The sequence below is a fragment of the Paenibacillus sp. J31R34 genome (assembly GCF_059383715.1).
The window spans coordinates 127,434-151,041 of the sequence record NZ_JBXENU010000011.1; the positions used below are offsets into that span (position 1 = coordinate 127,434).

16 protein-coding genes are annotated in these 23,608 nt (G+C 51.0%); 4 read left to right on the forward strand and 12 right to left on the reverse strand.

The features are described 5' to 3' along the window. Positions 1 to 7 precede the first annotated feature (7 nt). The 5 genes from AC50YG_RS26290 to AC50YG_RS26310 form a co-directional block, all read right to left on the reverse strand. Positions 8 to 1,150 carry a Gfo/Idh/MocA family protein gene (locus AC50YG_RS26290; protein WP_494831175.1) on the reverse strand — a complete coding sequence of 381 codons (1,143 nt, stop codon included), beginning with the start codon at positions 1,148 to 1,150 and terminating at the stop codon, positions 8 to 10. Between the two features lie 81 nt (positions 1,151 to 1,231). Beyond that, positions 1,232 to 2,116: a TolB family protein gene (locus tag AC50YG_RS26295; protein ID WP_494831177.1), complete on the reverse strand. Its 885-nt coding sequence runs from the start codon at positions 2,114 to 2,116 to the stop codon at positions 1,232 to 1,234. Positions 2,117 to 2,180: 64 nt separating this feature from the next. Continuing rightward, positions 2,181 to 2,690, reverse strand: a complete 510-nt coding sequence (locus tag AC50YG_RS26300; RefSeq protein ID WP_494831179.1) for a VOC family protein — start codon at positions 2,688 to 2,690, stop codon at positions 2,181 to 2,183. Positions 2,691 to 2,892: 202 nt separating this feature from the next. After that, the gene (locus AC50YG_RS26305; protein WP_494831181.1) at positions 2,893 to 3,906 is read right to left on the reverse strand and encodes a LacI family DNA-binding transcriptional regulator; all 1,014 of its coding nucleotides are present in this window, start codon (positions 3,904 to 3,906) and stop codon (positions 2,893 to 2,895) included. Positions 3,907 to 3,992: 86 nt separating this feature from the next. Then, entirely contained in the window at positions 3,993 to 4,856 is an 864-nt protein-coding gene (locus AC50YG_RS26310) for a helix-turn-helix transcriptional regulator (RefSeq protein WP_494831183.1), read from the reverse strand. A 159-nt stretch (positions 4,857 to 5,015) separates the two neighbouring features. Between AC50YG_RS26310 and AC50YG_RS26315 the strand changes: the two genes are divergently transcribed. The 4 genes from AC50YG_RS26315 to AC50YG_RS26330 all read left to right on the forward strand — a co-directional run bounded on the left by AC50YG_RS26315 (position 5,016) and on the right by AC50YG_RS26330 (position 15,941). Continuing rightward, positions 5,016 to 6,785: a glycoside hydrolase family 2 protein gene (locus AC50YG_RS26315; RefSeq protein WP_494831189.1), complete on the forward strand. Its 1,770-nt coding sequence runs from the start codon at positions 5,016 to 5,018 to the stop codon at positions 6,783 to 6,785. A 225-nt stretch (positions 6,786 to 7,010) separates the two neighbouring features. Next, positions 7,011 to 7,805 carry a class I SAM-dependent methyltransferase gene (locus AC50YG_RS26320; protein ID WP_494831192.1) on the forward strand — a complete coding sequence of 265 codons (795 nt, stop codon included), beginning with the start codon at positions 7,011 to 7,013 and terminating at the stop codon, positions 7,803 to 7,805. Positions 7,806 to 7,938: 133 nt separating this feature from the next. Further along, positions 7,939 to 14,628 (forward strand): DUF7507 domain-containing protein, encoded by a 6,690-nt coding sequence (locus tag AC50YG_RS26325; protein WP_494831194.1) that lies wholly within the window; start codon positions 7,939 to 7,941, stop codon positions 14,626 to 14,628. Beyond that, positions 14,625 to 15,941 carry a COG1361 family protein gene (locus AC50YG_RS26330; protein ID WP_494831196.1) on the forward strand — a complete coding sequence of 439 codons (1,317 nt, stop codon included), beginning with the start codon at positions 14,625 to 14,627 and terminating at the stop codon, positions 15,939 to 15,941. Before AC50YG_RS26325 ends, AC50YG_RS26330 begins: the two co-directional genes overlap by 4 nt. 197 nt (positions 15,942 to 16,138) lie before the next feature. Here AC50YG_RS26330 and AC50YG_RS26335 read toward each other — a convergent pair whose 3' ends face one another. From AC50YG_RS26335 to AC50YG_RS26365, 7 genes are all read right to left on the reverse strand, one after another. Further along, positions 16,139 to 17,032: a nicotianamine synthase family protein gene (locus AC50YG_RS26335; protein WP_494831198.1), complete on the reverse strand. Its 894-nt coding sequence runs from the start codon at positions 17,030 to 17,032 to the stop codon at positions 16,139 to 16,141. A 217-nt stretch (positions 17,033 to 17,249) separates the two neighbouring features. Then, on the reverse strand, positions 17,250 to 19,265 hold the full coding sequence (locus AC50YG_RS26340; RefSeq protein WP_494831200.1) for a non-ribosomal peptide synthetase: 2,016 nt from the start codon (positions 19,263 to 19,265) through the stop codon (positions 17,250 to 17,252). 26 nt (positions 19,266 to 19,291) lie between these two features. Next, positions 19,292 to 20,188: a cysteine peptidase family C39 domain-containing protein gene (locus AC50YG_RS26345; protein WP_494831202.1), complete on the reverse strand. Its 897-nt coding sequence runs from the start codon at positions 20,186 to 20,188 to the stop codon at positions 19,292 to 19,294. Further along, complete coding sequence (locus AC50YG_RS26350; RefSeq protein ID WP_494831204.1) at positions 20,185 to 20,445, reverse strand: acyl carrier protein; 261 nt, start codon at positions 20,443 to 20,445, stop codon at positions 20,185 to 20,187. Before AC50YG_RS26350 ends, AC50YG_RS26345 begins: the two co-directional genes overlap by 4 nt. A gap of 40 nt (positions 20,446 to 20,485) precedes the next feature. Further along, positions 20,486 to 21,523 carry a phosphotransferase enzyme family protein gene (locus AC50YG_RS26355; RefSeq protein ID WP_494831206.1) on the reverse strand — a complete coding sequence of 346 codons (1,038 nt, stop codon included), beginning with the start codon at positions 21,521 to 21,523 and terminating at the stop codon, positions 20,486 to 20,488. Continuing rightward, the gene (locus AC50YG_RS26360; RefSeq protein WP_494831208.1) at positions 21,520 to 22,563 is read right to left on the reverse strand and encodes a hypothetical protein; all 1,044 of its coding nucleotides are present in this window, start codon (positions 22,561 to 22,563) and stop codon (positions 21,520 to 21,522) included. Before AC50YG_RS26360 ends, AC50YG_RS26355 begins: the two co-directional genes overlap by 4 nt. Beyond that, positions 22,541 to 23,605: an LLM class flavin-dependent oxidoreductase gene (locus AC50YG_RS26365; protein ID WP_494831210.1), complete on the reverse strand. Its 1,065-nt coding sequence runs from the start codon at positions 23,603 to 23,605 to the stop codon at positions 22,541 to 22,543. Before AC50YG_RS26365 ends, AC50YG_RS26360 begins: the two co-directional genes overlap by 23 nt. Positions 23,606 to 23,608: the final 3 nt, after the last annotated feature.

Sequence of the window (23,608 nt, forward strand, 5' to 3'; positions counted from 1 at the left end):
GGCTGCTTTAATAAGCAAGTCCCGACTCTTCCTGAAATTTAAAATAAGAATTAGTCACATAACCTCTCGGCAAAGCCGGCGTATTCGTAAAGGTCGATTGCAGAGCGATGTGCTGCTTCGTCTCGCCGCTTTTTACGATGCCGTGTAAAATCTCCAGTGCATGATAGCCCAGCTCCTTGCTGGCACGGTTTGCTCTGCCCTTGCGCATGGACCATGCCATCTCCGCGACGCCAAGTCCTCTGCTCTCCCCCGTGAAGCTATGGGATTGCTGCATCACCATCGGCTCCGTATTCCCCTTTAATACAACCTTAACTTCCCCTCCAAAAAGGTTAGGATCTGACATATACATAATGCCATCCGTGCCGTACAGCACAAGCGTAGGCTTCTCTGGGACAATCAGTATCGAATTGGAGTCAAACAGCAGGCTGCCGACCGCCCCGCTCTCAAATTGCAGCGTGCCAGCCATCAGATTTTCACACTGAATTTCGTAAGACTCACCGAGCTTTTCCATATAATAATGCTGCCGTTCCTTGTTCAGCGTCTTCGTAGTTCCAGAAACCTCTGAAACAGGTCCCAAAATGCTAAGCAAAGCTGTAATATAATAAATGCCCACGTCAAAACCAATACCTGCGCCTGGCTTAATCGCATTCGGGGACAGCTCCGCGAAGAGGGAAACATCCCTGCTCAAGGCGCAGTGAGCGGATGTTATCGTTCCGATCATCCCGCTTTCGACCACATATCTGGCGGTCTGAATGCTGGCTCCGAGGAATGTATCCGGGGCGACGCCCAGGTACAGATTTTTTTCATCCGCGATTCGCACGAGCTCGGCCGCTTCCTCCAGCTCCAGCGCCAGCACCTTTTCGGTATAAACATGCTTGCCAGCTTCCAGCAGCTGCTTGACGACACTATAATGTGCGGTCGAAGCCGTCAAATTAACGACGAGCTCAATGGAATCATCTGAAATAATTTGTTCCATGGAGAGCGCTTGAATGTTGTATTTTTCAGCGGTGCGCTCGGTCTTGTCTAGATTGCGGTCGTAGCAGCCAACAACCTCCAATATACTAAATTGGTTAATCATCGTGCTTAGATAGGCGTCGCTAATTGCTCCACATCCAATAGTAGCTACTTTTACAGGTTTTAATGCTGTCATGTTACCCAACCCCTCCTAAATATTATGGTACAGCTCACGCCACTCGCGAGAATCGTCAATCCCTAATCCGGTATTCGGACATTAGGCTTTCAAGCGATATGAAACAAAGGCAAGCCTGCGGCTGTCCGGCGCCCATGAATTGACATTGATTGTGCCTTGACCGCCGAAGAGCTGGGCAATCGTCCGCGGCGCTCCGCCCTCGGCAGGCATTAGGCGAAGCTCCACTTGCTTGTTCGGCGGGTGCTCGCCAGGAGCAACATCTTCCTTGCGATAGGTCACATATGACACCCATTTGCCATCGGGAGACACATGAGGAAACCAGCTGTTGGCTTCGTCAAAAGTCATTTGCTGCTGATTTTCTCCGTTAGCGTCCATGCGCCAAATTTGCATCAGGCCGCTTCGCGTCGAATTAAACCAAATCCATTGACCACATGGGGAAAACTCAGGCCCATCATCCAAGCTTCCTGGAATATCGGTCAACTGCGTTTCCTCGCCGCCGCTCACAGCAATCGTATAAATATCGTATTGACCATTCCTCTCCGCACAATAAGCAAGCGTCGTGCCATCTGGTGACCAACCGTGCAAATAGCTTGGAGCATTCGGCGTTACCAGCTCCGGCGTCCCTCCTTCGAGTGGCAGCACATAAATTCGGGAGCTTGCATCTCCTGCCGTAAAATGGCTGACCGCAAGCCTTGTGCCGTCGGGAGAAAGCACATGATCATTGTTGCAATCGATTGCAAAGCCAGTTTCAATTTGCTTGACCGTTTGGGTATCCCATTCGTAGGTATACATGCAGCCGTTGCCGTTATAAACTAGAAATCTTCCGTCCTGCGTCCAATTGGGAGCTTCGATGACGAAGTCAAATTCTCGTAAAACCGTCCGTTCTCCCGTAACGATATCGAGCGTTTCCAATATACTGTAGCTATCCCGTTCCTTCATTAACGCTCTAAGCGTATGAATATCCATTTTCCAATCCCCCTCTGAAGTTTAAAATGGCTTGTGCTTTCCTAATCTAATGCGATTAATCAGCTTATTTCACTTCGTCTAAAGGCTTTGCGAGCCCTTGAACAAGAAGCTCCATTAGCTTGCTCGTGTCAGCGAGGTTGTTAATGCTGAGCTCTAAACCAAGCTGCGCTTTCGTATTCACATAGCTGTAAGAGCCTTGGCCGAAATAGCCAACATGATATGGCTGCTTTGCTCCTAAGCCCTCCAGCGTGTCATACATCGCCTTCCGGTCATCTACGAATAGGCAGAAATGGAATACGCCTTGTCCATGATCGTCCAAAAAGGTTCTCCACGGACTCGGCGTTTCCGCCGGCTGCATGAGCTCTAGTATGAAATGCCCCAGCTCATATTTGGCGACCCTGCAGCCGCTGTATTCAGCAGCTTTCTCATACGTATAGTGAAGCAGGCCTTCCGTCGGGAATATCTCTACAGGCGCCTGCTGCACGCCGAGCACCTTAGACCAATTGGCGCTGGCCTGCTCCGCATCATGTACAACAAGGCAGATCTGGGTAATGACAGGTGACGATAGAGTCATTTTTTTTCCGCTCCTTCGATTGGTTTTAAGATCATGAAGATGAATAACGATGAAAAAACAAGGCACTAGGTAGTGTTCGTACAATGTGTTAACGTTAACACATCGCTTACAATGATAGGTTAACGTTAACACATTGGTTATAAAACTAGGGTAAAGGAAAGGCAGTGGGCACGGCGACGTGCCCTTGTCAGGCTGCCTTTCCTTAATCGCCCGTCCATTCTCGTACCGTATGGCGATCCATCAGAAACGGGTCTATCCCGATTGTGCTGGAGATGGCCGCTTGGTCATTCATTCGCTGCAACAGCAGCTGCAAAGCGTGATCGCCAATTTCCTTAAATGGCAGGCCAACGGATGTAATCGGCGGTGACAGCAAAGCCGACAGCGTATTGTCGTATCCGACCAGCGACAGATCATCAGGTACGCGAAGACCGCGTTCATACAACACCTGCAAAACGCCGCAGGCGTAAATATCAGAGGTCATAAAAATGGCTGTAGGCGGCTGCCCAGCCCTTAACAGCTGGTCGATTGCCATTCGGCCTGCCTCTATCGAATATTCGGACATCACCTGCACCCACTCCTCATGAGGAGTGATTCTCGCCTCGCTTAGCGCATCCAAATAACCCGCATAACGATCCTCTTCCACCTGATGCGTCAGCTTGGAGCCGATAAAGCCAATTCGCCGATGCCCTTTTTGCAGCATATGCTGAACGGCGCCTAATGAACTTGCACGATCATTAACGACAATTCGGTCTACCATCGGCATGTCAAAGGTACGCTCGATCATCACAACAGGAATGTGATTCTCAAGTAAACGGCCGATTAGGTCTTTCGAAATAGAATGATAGGAGGTTAAAATGACCCCATCCACCCGATGACCAATCAGGTCGTTAATTTGCTGCTCTTCCTCGCCGAGGCCTATATGGCTCGTCAGCGTAAGCACATGATAACCGCTGCTTGCCGCTGCTGCGTTAACTGCGGAGCTGATTTCCTTAAACTGCATATTAGTGTTAAACAGCGTCAAATGTCCAATAATGTTGCTGCGACTGCTTTTCAAGCCTTGAGCAATGCGATTCGGAATATAACCCATCTCTTTAATAATCCGCTCGATTTCCCGGCGCTTATCCTCAGACACATAACCGTTGTTATGCAACACTCTGCCCACGGTCGCAAGCGAAACGCCCGCTGCCTTAGCCACATCCGACATCCTTATATTCATCTTTAGTCTCCAGATTCACATGTGTTATCGTTAACATATTAACACGTTACATTCGTCAGAGCAATACGATTACAAACGTTAATCCGTTAATCTTTCTGTTCCAAAGGCTGCTCTCCCTTCCTTTGCATAGCTCGGTAGGCACTGGGAGAGACGCCGTTTAGCAGCTTAAACATTTTGCTGAAGTGAAACTCCTCGAAATAGCCGCAAAGCCTGCCGACCTCTTTAATCGAAAAATCTGTAAATCGCAAATAACCGCACGCCTGCTGGTTGCGCAGGTGGTTCAAATATTCTTTCGGTCCCATGCCCGTATACTTGAGAAAAAGCTTTCGCAGGTATGAAGCGGAAATGCTGTATTCCTTAGCCAGCTGCTCAATTCGCAAATTTTCCCTATAGCTGCCCTCCACATGCTTTTTAATTTGTTCAAAAGCAGCGAAGGCCCCCGATTCAGCTAAATTCCAGTCCGGCTGCTCAATCCGATGAAGTCTATGCAGCAAAACCTGCAATTTAGATTGGGCAATGCTGGCGCCAGCGGCAATTCCTGCGACCCATTCCTCATTTGTTTCACGAAACAACAAACCTAGCTCCTCCGCTTGCTTTTGCTGATATTGACTTAAAAAGGGGAGCGTAAGCTTGTTTATTGGTTTAACCTCCCTCCACATCACATCATAGATGAGCTCCGCGCAATCGAAGAGAACCATCGTCATGCGGAGCGGAGCATGCGGCTCCGAACGCATGGACATCTCAAGACCGGGCTTTAAATAAGCAAGCATCCCCGCCTGCACCTTATGCTCCGTGTTGGTTAGAAAGGTCCCCTCTCCCGCATGAATCCAGTACAAGCTGTGCACATTCACAAGATTGCGAACATCCTCCCAGCCTGGATACGTTATTTTATCAAGGACGAAATGAATATGCAGCACTAGGTTATTTGTATGATAGGTCATTGGCTCCATATCTGTATCCCCTCTCATACCCTCTTTAAGGAGGAGCGATTTTTACATACGTTTGCAGGTTTATTCCATTCCGAATTAAAACGCTGCATGCTATTATCCATATTATCAAACGATAGCCAAGCTGACTAATACTTTAGGAGCGCTAAAGGAGGAATACAGTTGTTAAGGACTTTTCGCGAGCATCATATACGCAACACGGAATTATTGGACGGGCCATGGGACTTTGTTACAGATCCAAGGAATGAAGGACTACAGGAAAAATGGTTTGAGCGATTTCCACATGATTCAAAATCGCTATACGTCCCATCCTGCTGGAATAATGAGCTGTCTTTGTTCCAATACGAGGGCGCTAGCTGGTATAGAAAAAAAATTCAGCTTGAGAATACGCAGCATAGCAGATTGATTTTTCATGCCGTATTAGGGCATTGCGATGTTTATTTGGACGGACGTCATCTCGGTTATCACTACGGCGGCTACACTCCTTTTGATTTTGTCATTCCTTCACTAAATGCGGGAGAGCATGAGCTTGTTGTACGAACAGACAGCACGCTGGATCGCCTTACGATTCCGACGGAGCACGTTGACTGGTTCCACTATGGCGGCATCATCCGTTCCGTTGAGCTGCAGCAGTTGCCTGATCTGTATATTGAGCAGCTCAAAATCGATTACCTGCTGGAAGGAGCAGATGCGGACATCCACATTCAGGTACGGCTTAGCTCCCTCTCACAGCAAGCTGTCACTACGGCATTGAAGCTTTCTGAGGGTGGTTGCGAATTTCACTCCGAGCAAGTACAGATCGAGGCTGGCAGGTCTGTAGACTGCAGCGTGAAGCTGCATTGGAGCGACGTTCGTTTGTGGAATGTTGGCAAGCCGGAATTGTATAAAATAGAAGCTCGGACCGATTTTGACGACAAAATCGACCGAATCGGCTTCCGCCGAATCGAAACGAAGGACCACCGGATTCTCATTAATGGATCTATGGTCTACTTGAAGGGCGTGAACCGCCATGAGGAGCACCCGGAGTGGGGCTTTGCTTTTCCGCCAAAGCTGATGCAAAAGGATCTCGATATCATCCGTGAGCTTGGCTGCAATACGGTTCGTGGCTCCCATTACCCCCAAAGCCCTTATTGGCTTGACCTGCTGGACGAGCATGGCATCCTTTTCTGGAGTGAAATCCCGATGTGGGGAGCCTTTCTGCCAAATGAAACGGTCTGCGAGCCCTTGTTCCAGGATCGTGCGCTCACTATGATTTCAGAGATGATTAGCCTGCACTACCATCATCCATCAGTCGTATTCTGGTCGGTTCATAATGAAATCGACTCCCGTACACAGGATGCCTATGAGATGACCAAGCGGCTTGTTTCCTTAGTGAAGCAAATGGATACGTCCAGACTTGTTACTTATGCTACCATGCACCCGCTGGAGGATATTCTGCTTCCGCTTTTTGATGTAATTGGCATTAACAAATATTATGGCTGGTACGAAGGCGATATAAGCGGCTTTCGGCAAATGCTTCAGAGGTTCCACGAGCGGGCGGAAGCGCTTGGTGCGGGTGACCGTCCAGTGCTCATGACCGAGTTCGGAGGAGCGGGCATCTTCGGAGACGTCGGCTGGGAGCCAAGATTGTTCAGCGAGGACTATCAGGCGCAAATCGTATCCGAAGCGCTAGCAATATTCCGTAGCGACCCTAAAATCGGCGGCACCTATATTTGGCAATTCGCCGATATTCGGGGCGATCTGAAGAGCGACGGCAAGCATTTTCGAGATCGGGCGCGCAGCTTTAACAATAAAGGCTTACTGAACGAATATCGCAAGCCCAAACAAGCCTTCCGCGAGGTGCGGCGCATTTACCAATCTTGGAACGAACCTGCGGATCTGCATTCGCAACCTAACGATAATGTTCAAAGTCCTCCTTTTCAAAATCAGTAATCCACGCGAGAGTTACTATCTTGTAAAATATGGATCGTGAACATATTGCTCATGAGGGTCTATAAATAGTAAATGCCGAAGAATTTCCTGCCACACAGGAGCATTCTTCGGCATTATTTTTGCAAAGCAGACTTATGCTAGCCTTTCAGTCACATCTTGCCCACCCCGGGGATACCTTGTAGGATGGGAACCGTTGCATACACTCGTACCTAGGAGGAATCATAGATGAAATTGGACTTGGGCTGCGGCACTAGCAAGCACCCTGATTTTTACGGAATTGACCGCCGTCCGCTGGATGGCGTGGATATGGTATACGATGTAAACAACGGCATTCCTCTGCCCGATCATTCGGTAGAATGGGTTATGGCCTGCCGCAGTCTACCTTATGTCCAGGATTTATTTGCGGTTTTGTCGGAAATCTATCGCATTTCTATTCATAAATCCGTCGTATGCATACTGGCTCCTTATGCCCACAGCTTTAGAAACGTGAGCAACCCTCTGCTTCGACATCGCTTCGACGAGCATACCCCGCGTTATTTCACGAAGCATTTTTATCAGCCGCCACACGGGCCTAAATCTCCGGCAATTACACATTATAACGACTCGGAGGAGCTTCCCTTCGATTTCCGCTTGCTGCGGATGGAGTACTTTTACAACGAGACTTTTCGCTCGCCTATGTATGAATCGGAAGAACTGGAAGAACTTCAACAGCTTCAAGCCAATGTCGTGGATGAAATCATGTATCATTTCGTCGTCGTAAAAGAGAGCATTTCAGCATCCGAGCTTGACCAAATGTCACGGCAATCCCAAATGGAGCCCTTATGCGTACAAGCACTGCGCAAAATCGGAAATGCTCCGGATTCGGTGGAAAACACAGAGCCTCTCTCTTCAGAAAAAACCGAAATCGTTCCGCCCATCCCTCCCAAACGTTCCTTGCTGCGTAAACACCGCCATAAAAAAAAGCTGCGAATCTCAAGCAGGCTAAAGAGACGGTCCCGATATTTCCGATATTCTCGATAATTTATTTGCCTTGCCCGAATGTGGACAGACAAATTCAAGAGTCTAGGCTCATACTCATGAGTTGATAGAAACTTTTATGGAGTTGTCTTCCAAATGGAGGTGAATCAACATTCCACTTATCGTGCGGGCAACTGTGAATGCAACTGGCGCCATTACCTTTACGGGAAATACGCTGGGCCTCAGTCGTTCAGAGGTGTCCGGTATTCCTGGAACTGCCGACAGCATCGGCGCATTCGTTACAACTAATACCGCCCTGCGATATGGCACCTATCCTTTTGGCACCACGGATAATTACCTGCTCAACAGCTCATCAGCCGTCCTGAATCTTCCCGCTGGCAGCTCCGTGCTTTATGCAGAGCTTATCTGGGGCGGCACTTATGTCAACGGCACTACCAATCTGACAGCAGCGATTAATAATTCGGTGTCCTTCGCAACCCCTTCGGGGACCTCCGATGTATTACCTGACACGGCTACCAGCAACACCTTTGACCTAGGCGGAGGGGCGCTTGGCTACGTGAGAACGGCAAATGTGACTACCCTGGTTCAGCAGGGCGGTGCAGGAACCTATACAACAGGACGGGTTGTAGGCACCCTGACGATCAGCAGTGATCCGACTGCCAACAATGCTGGCTGGACGCTCGGCGTCATTTATCAAAATGCCACCCTTCCCTTTCGCAATATGTCTCTGCGGGCCGGGGCCATTCTCGTTCAAAGCACCTCATCAGCTGTTAATACCACACTTACTGGATTCTCTACGCCTGTATCTGGGGCTCTTGGAGGCAGAGCCTTATTCAGCGCTCAAGAGGGAGATGCCAACCGAAACGGTGATCAGGCGCTGTTCGGCCCTACAACCGCAACCTTGGTTGCTTTGTCGGGTACGAACAATTTCGCCAACAACTTTTTTGCCTCCCAGATCAATAACAATGCCGGCGCGTTGGATACAACGGGCACCTTCGGAAGCCGCAACCAGACCAACGGTGCGCCTGGCAGCAATATTGTGGGGGGAAGACAGGGCTGGGACATTACAAGCGTGGATGTATCGGCCAGATTGGTCAATAATCAGACCTCGGCTGTACTTCAATTAACGACCTCGGGTGATGCCTATGTCCTGAACGCCAACGCTCTGCAAATCGATATTAATGCACCGAGAGTCAGTGTAACCAAATCGGCTAATGTATCCGGCTCCTTGACCGGCGATACGATCCGTTATACCGTTACCGTTACCAATACCGGAACAGCCAATGCCACCGATATGATTGTGACAGACAACCTTCCGGCCGGATTAACCTTCGTTGCGGGCAGCGTCACCGTTGCCGGTGCTGCAAGGCCGACCAACGATATTACGGCCGGCGTACCGGTAGGCACACTGGCGCCGGGCGCCTCCATTGCGGTTGCCTACAGCACGCGGGTAACGTCCATGCCCGGCACGCAGCTGCTCGTCAATACTGCCAATGCTTCCTTCAACTTCCAAAGCATTGCAGGGGGTCCAATCACTCCTGCCGTTATTCCATCCAACGGTGTTACCGTTCCGGTCTATTCGCCGATTCTAGCGATGAACAAAACGGCAAGCACAGCTAATGCAACTGTGGGAAGCACCGTCATTTACACAATTGTGGTGACCAACTCAGGCAATATCGCTGGCACAACAACGGTAACGGACCCGATACCTGCGGGCACTTCGTTTGTGCCAAACAGCGTGACCGTTGGAGGCGTAACCATTCCGGGAGCTAATATCGCTGCCGGGGTTTCGGTTGGCTCCATTTCGGCAGGCGGCTCGGCCACCGTCACCTTTCGGGTATTGGTTCAAAATCTGCCTTCTCCTCCCCAACTGGTGAACCAGGCTGCGGCCACATATACGTTCACGGTTCCCGACGGCCGAACATCGTCAGGCTCAGCGAGGTCGAATACCGTAACGCTGCCTGTTGCCCTGCCAAATGTAACAGTCGTCAAAAGCGCCAGCGTACCTGACGCCTCTGTTGGAGAAGCATATACTTATACCGCAGTAATAGCCAACAATGGCACCGATCCCGTCACGAATGTAACGCTGACGGATGCCATGCCGAGCGGTTCTGTTTTTGTAGCCGGCAGCGTGACACTGAATGGAACGACTCAGCCGTCGGCCAATCCTGCAAGCGGCATTGCTATAAGCACCCTGACTGCGGGCAGCTCTGCAACTGTCACCTTTCAAGTAACATCTTCATCACTGCCTTCTCCGGCTCAATTTGTCAACAGAGCTTCAGTAGCGTACAGCTCCGGAGCGTTCAGCGGCGTATCGCTGTCCAATACCGTAACCATTCCGGTATACCAGCCGATTATACGTACAGTGAAATCGGTGAATCGGAATGTTGCCACCGTTGGAGATACTTTAACTTATACGATTTTTGTCTCAAATACCGGCAATTTGGCTGCACAAGCGACCTTAACGGATACGCTTCCGGCAGGCACCTCCTTTGTACCTGGAAGTGTCACGGTTAACACTGTTTCCGTCCCGGGGGCTTCTCCGCTAGCGGGTATTTCTCTCGGCTTGATTGCGCCCGGCAGCTCCGTTCCTATTACGTTTCAATTCCTTCTGAGCACGCTGCCCTCACCGCCACGGCTCGTGAATCAGGCAACAGCAACGTATTCGTATCAATTGCCAAGCGGACGCTCATTTACAGGCTTTACAGCTCCGTCCAATGTAGTCGATATCCCCGCCACCTCACCTAGTGTGACTGTGACCAAAGCGGTTAGCAGCACGATTGCCACAATAGGCGATATTCTGACGTATACGATAGCCGTCACGAACAACGGTGTAGAAGCGGTAACTAATGCTGTATTTTCAGATAACCTTCCAGCCGGAACGGTTTTTGTAGCGGGCAGTATCGTCGTGAACGGCACACCCTTGCCTAATGCAGACCCCAGCGGCGGCATTCTGCTTGGAGCCATTAACGCAGGAAGTACCGTGCCGATCAGCTTCAACGTTCGTGTGGCAGCCGTTGCGTCAACGATTCCGGCGCTGCTCAGCAATCGGGCTAATGTGAGCTTTACTTCAGGGAGTTTTACCGGTTCCTCCTCCTCAGCGCTGGTCACAACGGCCGCTTACTTACCCATCATCAACGTGGTGAAAAGCAGCAGCGTCAGTACATTAACGGTAGGAGACACATTTACGTATACATTAACCGTCAGCAATTCCGGCAATTATCCGGCTGAAGTTCAATTAGAGGATATATTGCCTCCTGAGGCTGTGTTTGTGCCCAATAGCGTTGTCATTAACGGATTCCCAAATCCGGGGGTAGACCCGCTTACAGGCATCGCTCTGGACACGGTATCCGCAGGCGAAATTAATGTCGTCAGCTTCTCGGTTGTCGTCGTTTCCTTGCCGAATCCACAACAGCTTGTCAATCAGTCAGGTGCATTGTACACCTATACCTTGCCTGACGGCAGAATGTTCGCGAACAATTCCATATCCAACACGGTTGTAATCTCTGTATCTACACCCAATGTCTCCATGCTCAAAAGCAGCAGCAGCTCATCGGTAGCCAGCGGCGACACGGTGACCTATACCGTTCTGGTCGCAAACAATGGTGCAGCTCCAATCAACAATGCGGTCATAAGCGACATGATGCCTCAGGGCACCAGCTTTATTACCGGGAGCGTGTTTGTAAATGGTGCATCCGTACCGCTTGCAAATCCGGCTATCGGCATTCCAATCGGTACATTAGCCCCTAGCGCTACTGCTACCGTAACCTTCGAGGTGATGGTCAACATGCCAGCTCCATCCGTAATTTCAAATCAATCCACGGTCAGCTTTACCTCAGGCGCCTTCTCATCAACGTCCCAATCCAACAATGTAAATGTGCCTGTTACGCAGCCCGTCATCACTCTGGTAAAGACTTCGGATACGACCAACGCTTCTGTTGGAGGCTCGGTTACATATTCCGTTGCTGTTTCCAACACAGGCAATCTGGCTGCTCAGGTTACCTTGACCGACATTCTGCCTACCGGTACAACCTTTATTCCAAACAGCGTGGTGGTTGGAGGCTTGCCTGTCGCTGGAGCTGATCCCGCTACAGGCATTCCAGTAGGGTCAGTAGCTGCCGGCTCAACCGTTCTGGTCACCTTTAGTACGCTGGTGACTTCCCTGCCGAGTCCCCAGCAGCTTGCGAATCAGGCTGCCGCTGCCTACACCTTTGTACCGCCGGATGGACGTACACTGACAGGCAGCGCTCAGTCCAATACATTGACTATTTCAGTGTCCGCCCCCAATATTTCGATTATCAAAAGCTCCACGACGACCAATACAACAATCGGCGACACGGTTCCCTATTCCGTTAGTGTGACCAATACAGGCATTGCGTCAGTAACCAACACCATATTTTCGGATCCTACCCCCACTGGCTCATCCTTTGTTCCAGGGTCGGTTACGATTAACGGCGTGCCCAGCCCTGCCGCCACACCAGCCGGAGGCATTCCGCTCGGGCCGATCGCGCCAGGAGCAACGATTACCATAACCTTTAACGTCCTGGTGGAAACACTCCCACCAGCCGGCTCGCTCATCAACCAATCGTCTGCAACCTTTACTTCTGGCGTCTTTTCGGGATCGACCTTCTCCAACGTATCAGTCACACCAGTGAACCAGCCCATTCTGACAGCCGTGAAATCGGCAGGTGTTGTCGCGGCAACAGTAGGCGATACGCTGAATTACACGATAGCCGTTACAAATTCCGGAAACTATAGCGCTTCGGCAACCGTCACTGACACCATTCCGACGGGAGTCTCCTTCATTTCGAACAGCGTTATCGTGGGCGGCGTGCCTCAAGCTGCCGCTTCGCCCATAACGGGAATCCCTATCGGCGTCGTTGCACCGGGAGCTACCGTTCAGGTCACTTTCTCTGTCCTGATCGATTTCCTTCCAACGCCGCAGCAGCTTCTAAATCAAGCCACAGCCAGCTTCAGCTTTACGCTTCCTGATGGGCGTCCGTTCAGTGGATCGGTAGCCTCCAACACGGTTTTAGTAAGCGTAACGGCTCCTAACGTTGCTATAGTCAAAACCACGACTACTACCGCTTCCACAATTGGGGATACGATTACGTACAGCATCAATGTGACGAATAACGGAATTGCAGCTATCAGCAATACGCTGCTGACCGACCCGATTCCTGTAGGTACGGCTTTGGTTCCGGGAAGTGTGACTGTAAACGGAGTAACGCAGCCTGCAGCAATTCCGGCTGCCGGCATACCGCTTGGCGATATTGCCCCGGGAGCATCAGTACCGGTCACCTTCAGCGTGTCGGTTGTTTCGATACCGAATCCAGCTTTCGTCAACAATCAGTCTTTTGTAAGCTTTACTTCCGGCTCTCTCTCGGCTACGGCCTTCTCAGACAATGTAGCCACGCCTGTGTTTCAGCCTGCTTTGTCCGTAGTCAAAACCGTCAGCAGCACGACCGCTACGGTTGGAGATACCATCGTGTATACGTCCACGATTACGAACTCTGGAAATATCGGCGCAACAACGATTCTGACTGACCCGATTCCGGCAGGAACGACTCTGGTACCGAATAGCGTATTGCTCAACGGTTCTGGCTTGGCAGGCGCTGACCCTTCTGTCGGCATTCCGCTGGGCGTGATTGACCCTGGCAGCCCTGCAACATTAACTTTCTCGGTTGTAATCACTTCACTGCCACCAACCCAGCAGCTGGTGAACCAATCTACTTCAGCTTTCAGCTACACCTTGCCAGATGGTCGCAGCTTCTCAGGATCTGCCCTGTCAAACACAGTCACCTCAATGGTGTCCTCACCTAATGTGACTGCAGTGAAAAGCACAACCTTTACCGCCACGACAATTGGCGACATTGTACCTTTTACGATTACGGTAACCAACGCCGGGATTCAAAATGTTACGGACGCCATTCTGGTCGACTCCATTCCTGCCAATACCTCCTTTGTACCGGGCAGTGTTAGCGTCGACGGCGTTCCTCGCCCTAGCAGCAATCCGGCATCCGGGATCCAGCTTGGAACGATAGCTCCTGCCGGCAGTGTTGTGGTTACATTCAGTGTCACCGTCACAGCCTTGCCATCGTCTGGCTCCTTCAGCAATCAGGCTACCATCAGCTTCACCTCCGGTGCGTTCTCAGGCACATCCTTGTCCAATATGGTCACACTGCCTGTAGCTCAGGCGATTATTGGCGTTCTAAAAGGTTCCAATGTGACTGTCGCTACGGTAGGCGATACCGTTATCTACTATTTGAACATCACCAACACGGGAAATACGACTGCAACGGTTACACTCACAGACCCGGTGCCCGCAGGCGCCGAATTTGTCCCCAACAGTGTCATTATCAATGGGACGCCCCAGCCCGGAGTTGATCCTGATCAGGGCATCGTGGTCGGAACCGTTCCGCCAGGAGGTACGATTACCGTTACGGTAACCCTGCAAGTGACTATTGGATCGCTGCCATCGCCGCAACAACTGGTCAACTCCGCCGTAGCGAACTTCTCCTTCTTGCTTCCCGACGGAAGGACCGGTACCGGCTCAGCTCCATCCAATACGGTGATCATTCCAGTTTCCTCTCCAGATGTCAGTGTGGTTAAGAGTACGGCTGCCATTGATGCCGTTTCTGGAGATACCATCATTTATATCATTCTTGTGACGAACAACGGCATTTCTACCGTCAACAATGTCGTCGTTATTGACCCGATTCCCGTCGGCAGTACCTTTGTTGCAGGCAGCGTCACCGTGGACAACATATCGTTGCCGGCGGCAAATCCTTCTGTCGGCATAGCCGTCGGTTCAATAGCAGCAGGTGTCACGTCTACCGTTACCTTTCAGGTGACTGTATCATGACGCCCGGCACGGCCAAGAAAGAAAACCTGCTGAACCAATCCCGCATCCTCTTTAGCGCAGGTGGAAATGAGTTCGTTACCTATTCCAATACGGTGAACACACCCATCGTTGGTCCTGTTATCACCCTGATCAAAAGCTCGGAATCATCTCAGGCATTTCCCGGCCTCCCGGTCATTTTCGCTATATCCATTACCAATTCGGGCAACCGGGACGCCGATATCACCATCTATGACTTGCTGCAAGAAGGAACAGAATTTGTCCCTAACAGCGTACACCGGGATGGCGTCCCTCTTCCAGGTGCCAATCCCGTGTCTGGTCTGCACCTTGGCAGGCTCGGCCTGCATCAGACCGTGCGATTGACCTTTCAGCTTGTAACCGCCATGCAGATTGCCAGCAAACAACTCAGCAACCAAGTGCGGGCAGATTATACGTTCCAGACGGACAGTGGACGACTGATTGAGGAGCACGTTTTTTCCAACACCGTCTCCCTTCCAGTTATTCGTATCGGCAAGCCGGATATCATGATTTCCTTTACGGTAAACAAAAATCGCGCCAGTCCGGGGGAAATCCTTCGCTACACTGCACGCATAGCCAACATGGGGGACGTCGCCGCGGATGTGCTTCTGCTATCAGCCATCCCTAGCGGCACGCTCTTCGTACGCAACAGCATCACCTTAAACGGCGTTATGCAAAGCGGGGAATTTTTGACTACAGGAATCGCGCTAGGAATGATTGAACCCAGAAAGCAGTCTTTCGTAACCTTTGAGGTGATGATTACAGGCAGCAATATTGTGTCACCGGGACAGCTTTTAATCAACGAAGCCAGCACGGAAGGCACTTACAGAAACGCCGACGGTACCATTATAGGACTAGAGCCTTCGGTGTCGGGCACTGCTGCAACGGAGGTCTGCTATCCACTGTTTGAGCTTGGGGTCAGCGCGACCCCTCCCATCGTAGAGCCAGAAGATGTTGTTGATTATACTTGCCTGCTGACCAATAACGGGAACTGGGCTGCTGATGTTACACTGAGCCGCCTCACGATTACGCAAACCTCTTTAGTACGCGGGTCCATCCGCATAAATGGGGTACCCGCAGCAGCTCCGGATGCCTCTAGCTCCCTTTTTATAGGTAATGTATCGCCTGGAAGCACTGTCCAAATTTCCTATCAGGTTCAGGTAAGCCCTCTGGTCATGAATCCTGTTCTGAGCGGGATTATCACAGCCCTATACACCTATGAACTGAACGGCATTCAGCATAATGGAGAAGTAGTCTCCAACGGTTATATGATTAACATTGCATACTCGGATGAATAAGAAGCATGGGCGGCATTAATCTGCTTTTGCAGGTTGACGCCACCTATGCTTTTCTCATTTTAATGCCCACCCTGTAGAGCGTCGGCAATCCTCACAAAAACAAGCTGAATTCAGGCTATTGCCCGCATATCAGCTTGTTTACTGAAGCTGCCGCTTCCCTTTTTAAAGCTCATAATGAGGCTTCCGTACCTAGGATATCAATCCTTTGCGGCAAAATTGTCCACACGCTCCAAAAACAAAGTGGAGTTGATGACCAGATTAGCGTCAGGCCAAGTTCGCGCGGCAACCCGCCAGCCCTGCATGTTCAGCTGCGATTCATCAATCGCTTCATACATGATTTGCCTCATGCCCTCAGCCGTCCGAACAGCTACAAGAGGATTCTGGGATGTACGACTTATTTGTCCAAGCACCGCCAGCTTATTTTGAACGAGGCTAGCCACAAAAATCCGGTTGTACGGGCTGTAATCGAACTCCGCTCCGTTTTTCATAATGACACTCACTTTAGTCCTTAATCCCATTTTTTCGAGGACAGAGCAGGATGCCTCATAGGCCGCCGGGTCGATATCAAGGCAGATGACCTCCACGTTAGAAAATAAATGAAGAATAATTGGACTTAGCGGTATCGGCCCGCTGCCAACAAACACAATCGGCGAATTTTCCATCTGATCGTCTTGTCGAATAAACTGGCGAAGCGTGGACAGCTCCTCGCTAACCAAGGCTATGTATATCGTCCAGTAAGGCAACCGTGTGACGATATCCAAAGCGGAATCCTCCGCTCTAACAATATGCTGAGAATCAGCCAGCTCTGCTAAAAATTCAGCTTGTGACAACTTATCCTGCAGCATTCGCTGGTTCAATACCATATATTCATGGCTTAGAACGGCCTTGACTTCCTCAGGCGAGTAGTAGGCACGTAATTGCTGTGAAAGGCGTCCAATCCTATTCGTCACCCGTCGATTAGCTGGAGAAAGATCTTCTTCTTTTTGAAGAAATTCATTTATTTCACGGATAAAATCGATAAAGCCATCTACCTTTTGAATGCTCAGTGTGCTGTCTTTATGACTAGTGGTAGCGGTTGAAAAATCCTCCATTTGCCTAATTCCTCCTTCAATCTACATCCGCGTTCTCTCTACGAATATATTCGAATAGTCAAGAATGTAGACGAATGTTAGGACGGGGTTTGCCTGGGGAAGCTATGCCGCCCTACCCGCTTCCGAAAAGGGATGCGGGGGCGATTTGCTTCCAGACACCATGATAAAGCTCAATTAGAGCCCTTAGCTCAATTCTCGACACATCCCATTATTGTGCTTATACGCTCTCCTGCTCAGCAAGCAGTCGTTTTTTATCCACCTTCCCATTTAAATTAAGCGGAAATTCCTGCATCTCCACGAGCTGCTTAGGGATGATCGAGGGCGGCAGCAGCTGAAGCAAAAAACTTCGCAGTTCCGTTACCGATACCGAGACCGTTATCGCACCCGTCTGCTCCAGGCGATAATAAACAATCAGCTTACCTCCTTCAGCGTCCGGTGAAAAAATGACAACGGCAGCTTGAATCGCTGGATGAGCCTCAACCGCTTTACGAATCGTTTCAGGATGAACAAGTATGCCATTTATTTTCAATTGATCGTCGACTCTGCCCACATACTCGACAAGCCCCTCCGGCAGCCATTTTCCAAAGTCGCCAGTGCGGTATAGCAAAGCTCCTGGTTCGAATGGGTTTGGAACAAACCTTTGCTTCGACAGCTCCTCGCGTTGCAGATACCCCATAGCCAAGCCTTCTCCGGCGATGCAGATTTCCCCAATCACACCAATCGGGCATGGCTGCATGTGTGAATTAACGATGTAAAGGCTTGAATTTCCAATCGGTTTGCCAATCGTTACGGGCAAGCCTTCTTTCAGCTCGGCGGTTACGGACACAACCGTCGCCTCCGTCGGACCATAGTGATTAAAAACCCGATATCCCTTGTGCAGAAGCCGTTCCTTCAGCCCGTGCTCAAGGGCTTCTCCTCCAGAAATCACAATTTGCACGCTAGCAAGCTGCTCTCCTTCTGACAGCAGACGATTCAGCAGCGTAGGGACGAGATGAATGACCTGTACCTGATGCTTGTCAATGAATTGACGAAATGCACGCTGATGCGTCAACAGCTCGGTTTGAATCATGACGACGCTGCCACCCCCCAGCAAGGTGCAAAAGATCGACTCTACCGATGCGTCAAACGTCAAATTGGCGGATAGAAGCACACGAAGCGGCTCCTCGGTTCCGTATTGAGCGTTAAACCAAGCTGCATAATTGATGACGCTCCGATGCCGAATCATAACTCCCTTAGGGGCTCCCGTCGTTCCCGATGTATAGATGACATACGCCAGCAGTTCTGAATCGTTCGACATGAGAGCGCTCTTCTCAAACTCGGACTGCTCCGAGTAAGACGAGGCCTCATAGGGATTAAGCGTCTGAAGTCCCGGCATCCGCGTGCGGGAAATCGCGATTCGAGCTCCGCAGTCCTCCAAAATGATACGGTTATGCGCCTCCGGGGAGCGGTGATCGATGGGGATGTATGCGGCGCCCGCTTTCAAAATCGCCAATAAACCGATCAGCATTTCCGGCGTGCGGTCAGCCGTAATGGCAACCATTTGTCCCTTGCCTACCCCTCTCTTGCGCAGCGAGGCAGCCAGTCTGCTGGATTCTCTCTCCAGCTCCCCGTAGGACAAATTGCCAGAGTTCGAAACGATCGCTATACGTCCCGAATGCGACGCCGCGCGCTCCGAGAATAGTCCGTGTATCGTCTTCTCCCGTGGAAACGCAAGTGTTGTCTGGTTGAAGTCCCTTACGAGCTGAGTATATTCATCGGCTAGCAGCATGGGCACATCCCTAAGCAGCTGATTCCGCTTGTGAAGCAGCGCCTCCTCCAAGCTGGCCAGATGGAATTTGAAGCGTTCTATAGAAATATTTTTGTGCAAATGCCCATTCCATCTAACATCGTCATACACGATTTGCTCAAGCTCATCCCGCCATTCCGAGGAACATTGCTGAGGAGAAGCTCCGATAACCTCGTTCATTGAAGGAATGGCAAGCACCGTCTGAAGCCGCTGCAGCCAGCTTTCAATGGTTTCCTCCACAGAGCAGCCTAGATTCAAATTAGTCCATTTGCCGGAGCCGGGAGCCTCGCCAGTTCGCTTGCAGCTCCACACTGGCGGATTACCTTGCTCATTCATGTGCAGCTGAAGCTGCCCGGGCTCATGGTATTTCGTCAGCAAGAGCCCCCAAGCCAGCCGTAAACTCGTTAATCGTACACGATCATACCTAGTAGTGAGCGTCATCGACATTTGCCCCTCCCTTATAGAAGGTTTTATCAGCTTAATCTACTTCGTTGCTGAGCTTCCGAATGCAGCAGCTCAAGAAAACGAGCGGCTGCATTTGGAAGCAGCGCCTCACTTTCCAGATGGTGCTCAAGCCGCTTCTGAACTCGATCCCACATCGGCTGCTCCGGCTGAAGCAGCACCCTCGTGGCCAGATTAACCGTAACTCTCCAGCTGTCCACATACTGAATAATGCTTCTTCGCAGCTCCGACACGGCCGCTCCTTCTCCTGAAGGTAGCGGCGCAGCGTCTATCATTCGGATGAAGCCATACAACCGATGATAAAAATGGCGCGTTCCCATCAGGATCTGACATTTGCGCAGCATCGTCTCCTCCGAGACCAGCAATCGCCGTGCAAAGTCGCTTAAGTAAAAGGAATCCGCCTTGAGCATGCGGGACACATAGCCAATTGCGCAAGCGTCCGTCACCTGAAGCATGCCTGGAAAAAACCTCTGATACGGCAAGCTGAGCGCATCATGGGCCGTCTTTAGTCCTCTCCGATCCATCACCCCGCAAAACGCGGGATGATCGTCGAAGATCAAATAACTCCCATCTCGCAGAAGCTCACGCACAATAATGAAATGCCCTGCATGCTCTTTACCGTAAAACACCTTGGCATGCGGCATGTAGAACAGATCGCAAGGGAGCAGTACCAGATGCCCACTTCGCAGTGTCTCATCGATCCAGTCGTTTTCATAACTCCGCTCAATGCCATAGTGTGTAAGAAGCTGTTCCTCCGTAGCCAGTACCCGGCTCAAATCCACCTCCTCGCCTTCCTCGTCCCATACCGGCTTGAACGCCCAGCGGTCTATCATTGCCGCATAAGGATGAATGCCTGGGAAGAGGGTTAGCAGCTTGTCGATCGAGCAATCAACCCACTCCAGATTCATGGCTGCAGCTTTCCGTAAATGGCTTCGACCATATCCTGCAAGGTGGCAAAATTTTCGAAAAGCAGCTCCTCGTCTTCAAAGACGATATTGAAGTTCGTTTCGAACGCTACAACAAGACTCATTGAAGCAAATGAGTCCATACCATAGCTTGCCAGCTCATCATCTGGCGCGACATCCTCCTCCAGTTGAAGCTGTTCCTTGATCAGCGACAGCACATAACCCGCGATATGTTCCTTGGTCCATTCCGTACGATTCATGATGGAGCTCCTTTCCAGGCTTAGAATGTGATTAGCTTGTTCATGCCAAATCCTCAGGTTTCCTGCCGAACAGCATTCCTCCTATAATATCTTTCCTGTAACGGCTCAAGATCCATCTCTCCGTGACACCAGCGGGCCGCTCCCCCCAAGACCGGAAATACAACATATAAAGCTGGATATGACGAAACATCATCCAATCGGGAATATGGCGCTGCAGCTCTGCTGAGACGGTTCGGCAAACCGAATATCCTTCCAAAAAACAATGCAGGAATTGCTCAGGAGACCAACTGCTCTCACTTGCCCGGCTATGTTCCGCCAAACCGTAATACAATGCGACCGCAATGTCGCTCGCATAATGATGATGAGTCAATCCGTCGAAATCGAACATGACAATGCCTTCCCCGGTCCAATGAAAATTGCGAGGATGCATATCGTTGTGGATTAAACCAAATTCCCCCGTATGCTCAGGAATTCGCCTTACTTTGGTCATCCAGGTGTCAGCCGCAGACCGAAGCTCTGGAAACGAGCTGCGGGCACATACGTCTAACGTTGGCAGCAGCTCAGATTCCTCCCATCTAGGACGAATCCATTCGGGCAGCTTCGGAGCATACCGCTCGGAAAGGCTATGCAGCCGTCCCATGGCGGTCCCCCATACTTTGTAAAGTTGGGGCCCATAGTGGGCGGGGCCGGCTCGCTCGCCCTCCGCCCACTCGAAAGCATACGCCCAGTAGCCCGCGCTGCCTCCACTCCCCTCGCCGTCCACCATGCCCTCCATACCATCCATGCTGCCGACGATATTTTCTACGTATTGACCGCTCCTTGAAGCGATGGGCCTAGCCACGGAAACGCCATTAGAAGAGACAAATTGAACAAAATCGATTTCTCCCAGCAGCTGTTCCCGGGTCCGACGACTCTTCCGGGTCAGTTTTAGAATAAATTTGCGCCCTTCCATTTCCCATGCGTACACTCCACTCTCAAAGCTCTCCAGCGGAACGAATGCTACTCGTTCTAGAGCGAAGCGTCCGATGGCTTCTTGAACGAGTCCATTGTCGTCTTGTACATGTAGGTTAGCTTTCATCGGCTGGCGGTTCCTTGTTCCTCGTCCACCGCACTCAGCAGCGTACGCAGCAATTTGTCGTGCTCATCAAGCAGCAGAGTGAATCGGTCCTGCACAAGGCTGATCTTACCGCGCTGGACGGATAGACCGACCTTGTACAACTGCATCAGCGCTTTGCGCCATTGCTCCCGCAATCCTTCCACGCAGTGTAGAAGCTCTTGACCTTCTTGCGGCCACCGCCCTTTATAGCGCCCTATATATGCAGCAAGGTATTCAAGCTGATGAAGCATTCCCCCGACCCGGAAGCAATAATATACATTCCGGCACACAGCCGAGAAAGCCGGAGCGTCTAACGCAAGCAGCTTATTGTAATCCCTCACATACATACGGTAGGCAAAACTGCCTTGGTACCTTTGCTCAGGCAGCTCTAAGCCTTGATTAAATGTGCGGATGTTTTGGAGAACCGCATTAAATCGTCCTATTGCTGTAGACGGCTTCTGCTCCGCATCTGCCTTGAACCACGCGTAGCCCCATAATCCCCTTCGCAGCGCATCAACCGTTAGCACTCCTTCATAGGTAGTGACGTGCCCCGCCTGATCGAGAAAAGAGCTGTCACCGATCAGAAGCGAATCGTCGCCATCGTCCCAGCCAAGCAGAAGCACAAGGTGATTTCGTTCTTCTCCATCTCTGAATACTTCATGATAGTCGAGCGATGTCGTACGTATAAACACCAGCGGCATACGGCCTTGAAGCACAGCCTCCCGCAATCGCAACAGCGCGGAACCCGGATCAAGCTCCACCTCGAATGAGGCATGCAGCTGGAGTCCGTAAGTTCGGGCGAATCGTTCTACAATGTCCTCCTGAGACGCAAGCCAAACCCTGTTCAGATCTCCGTAGTACTCCAAATTCAGTCCGTTCGTCTCGAAATATATATCCGCTTCATCGCTCTCCGCTGCCGCCTCCGGCCGCTCTTGCTCAAGGATGTGGTACAAACCGGAGAACAAGCAGTGCAGGCCTGCGCGTATGGCAAAAGGTTTCTTAGGCATAATGTCCATTTCCATGGGATGAGGTCTCCTTTACCGCCGACGAAAATCCTTCGGATTCCTTATTTCCTCTTACATAGGGGAGAATGTACTCACCGATGCGCAGCTGTTCATCGCGCCCCGCGAGCCCGCTCAGAATAAAATAGTCTACGCCTAGCTGCTGGAACTTCCGGATCGACTGCCGTACCTCCTCGTACGAGCCGACGATGGAAAAGCCGTTTGATGTATTCAGCTGCACGAGTCCTGCCCATAAGTGCTCGGATACTTTTGCCATCGGGTCTGCATAATGCGCCTTGTAGCTCTGAATACCAGCAGCATCGCAATTATTGCGGAACAGCCGGTTCGTGCGCTTCTCTATAGCGCTCGCTTCGCCAAGAAAACGCTCCGCTGCGGCCCAAGCCGCCTCAGTCGTCTCTCTGGCGATAATATCGATCATAATGCCGCACTTGGCACGATCCAGACTTGTCTTCGGGATATATCCACGAAACGTTTTAAGCCGCTGGCTGACAACCGGGTAATCATGCCCATACGTTAAATAATGGTGCGCGCCAGCAGCCGCGATTTGCATCGCCTCGGGGGAGCTGCCGGATATAAACACGCTGCTATAGGAAGACGGCTTCGGATACAACTCTCCTTGATTCACCTCGAACCAGGAGCCTCTAAAGTGAACGCTCCCGCCTTCTTGCAGGCGGTGAAACAGTTCTACAAATTCCTTCGTCCGCTCGTAGCGCTGCTCGTGGCCAACCGCTTTCGTCATGCGCCCCATCTCAATGGCCGAGCTGCCAGTTACTATATTTATATCTGCTCGGCCGTTAGTCAGCAGGTTTAATGTGCTTAGCGCTTTCGCCGCTGCCGTTGGCAGAATATAGCTCGTATTTTGCGCGATCAGAAATCGCAGCTTCTCGGTTCGCTCGGCCAAATATGAGGCAGCAAGCCACGGGTCCATGTAATCATTCGCATTGATCAACAGCACAGAATGGAAGCCGTACCCTTCGGCGGCTATAGTCTGCTCCATTATCTGCTGAAGATCGCCCTGCGGAAGCATCCAGCAAAAATCCATTTC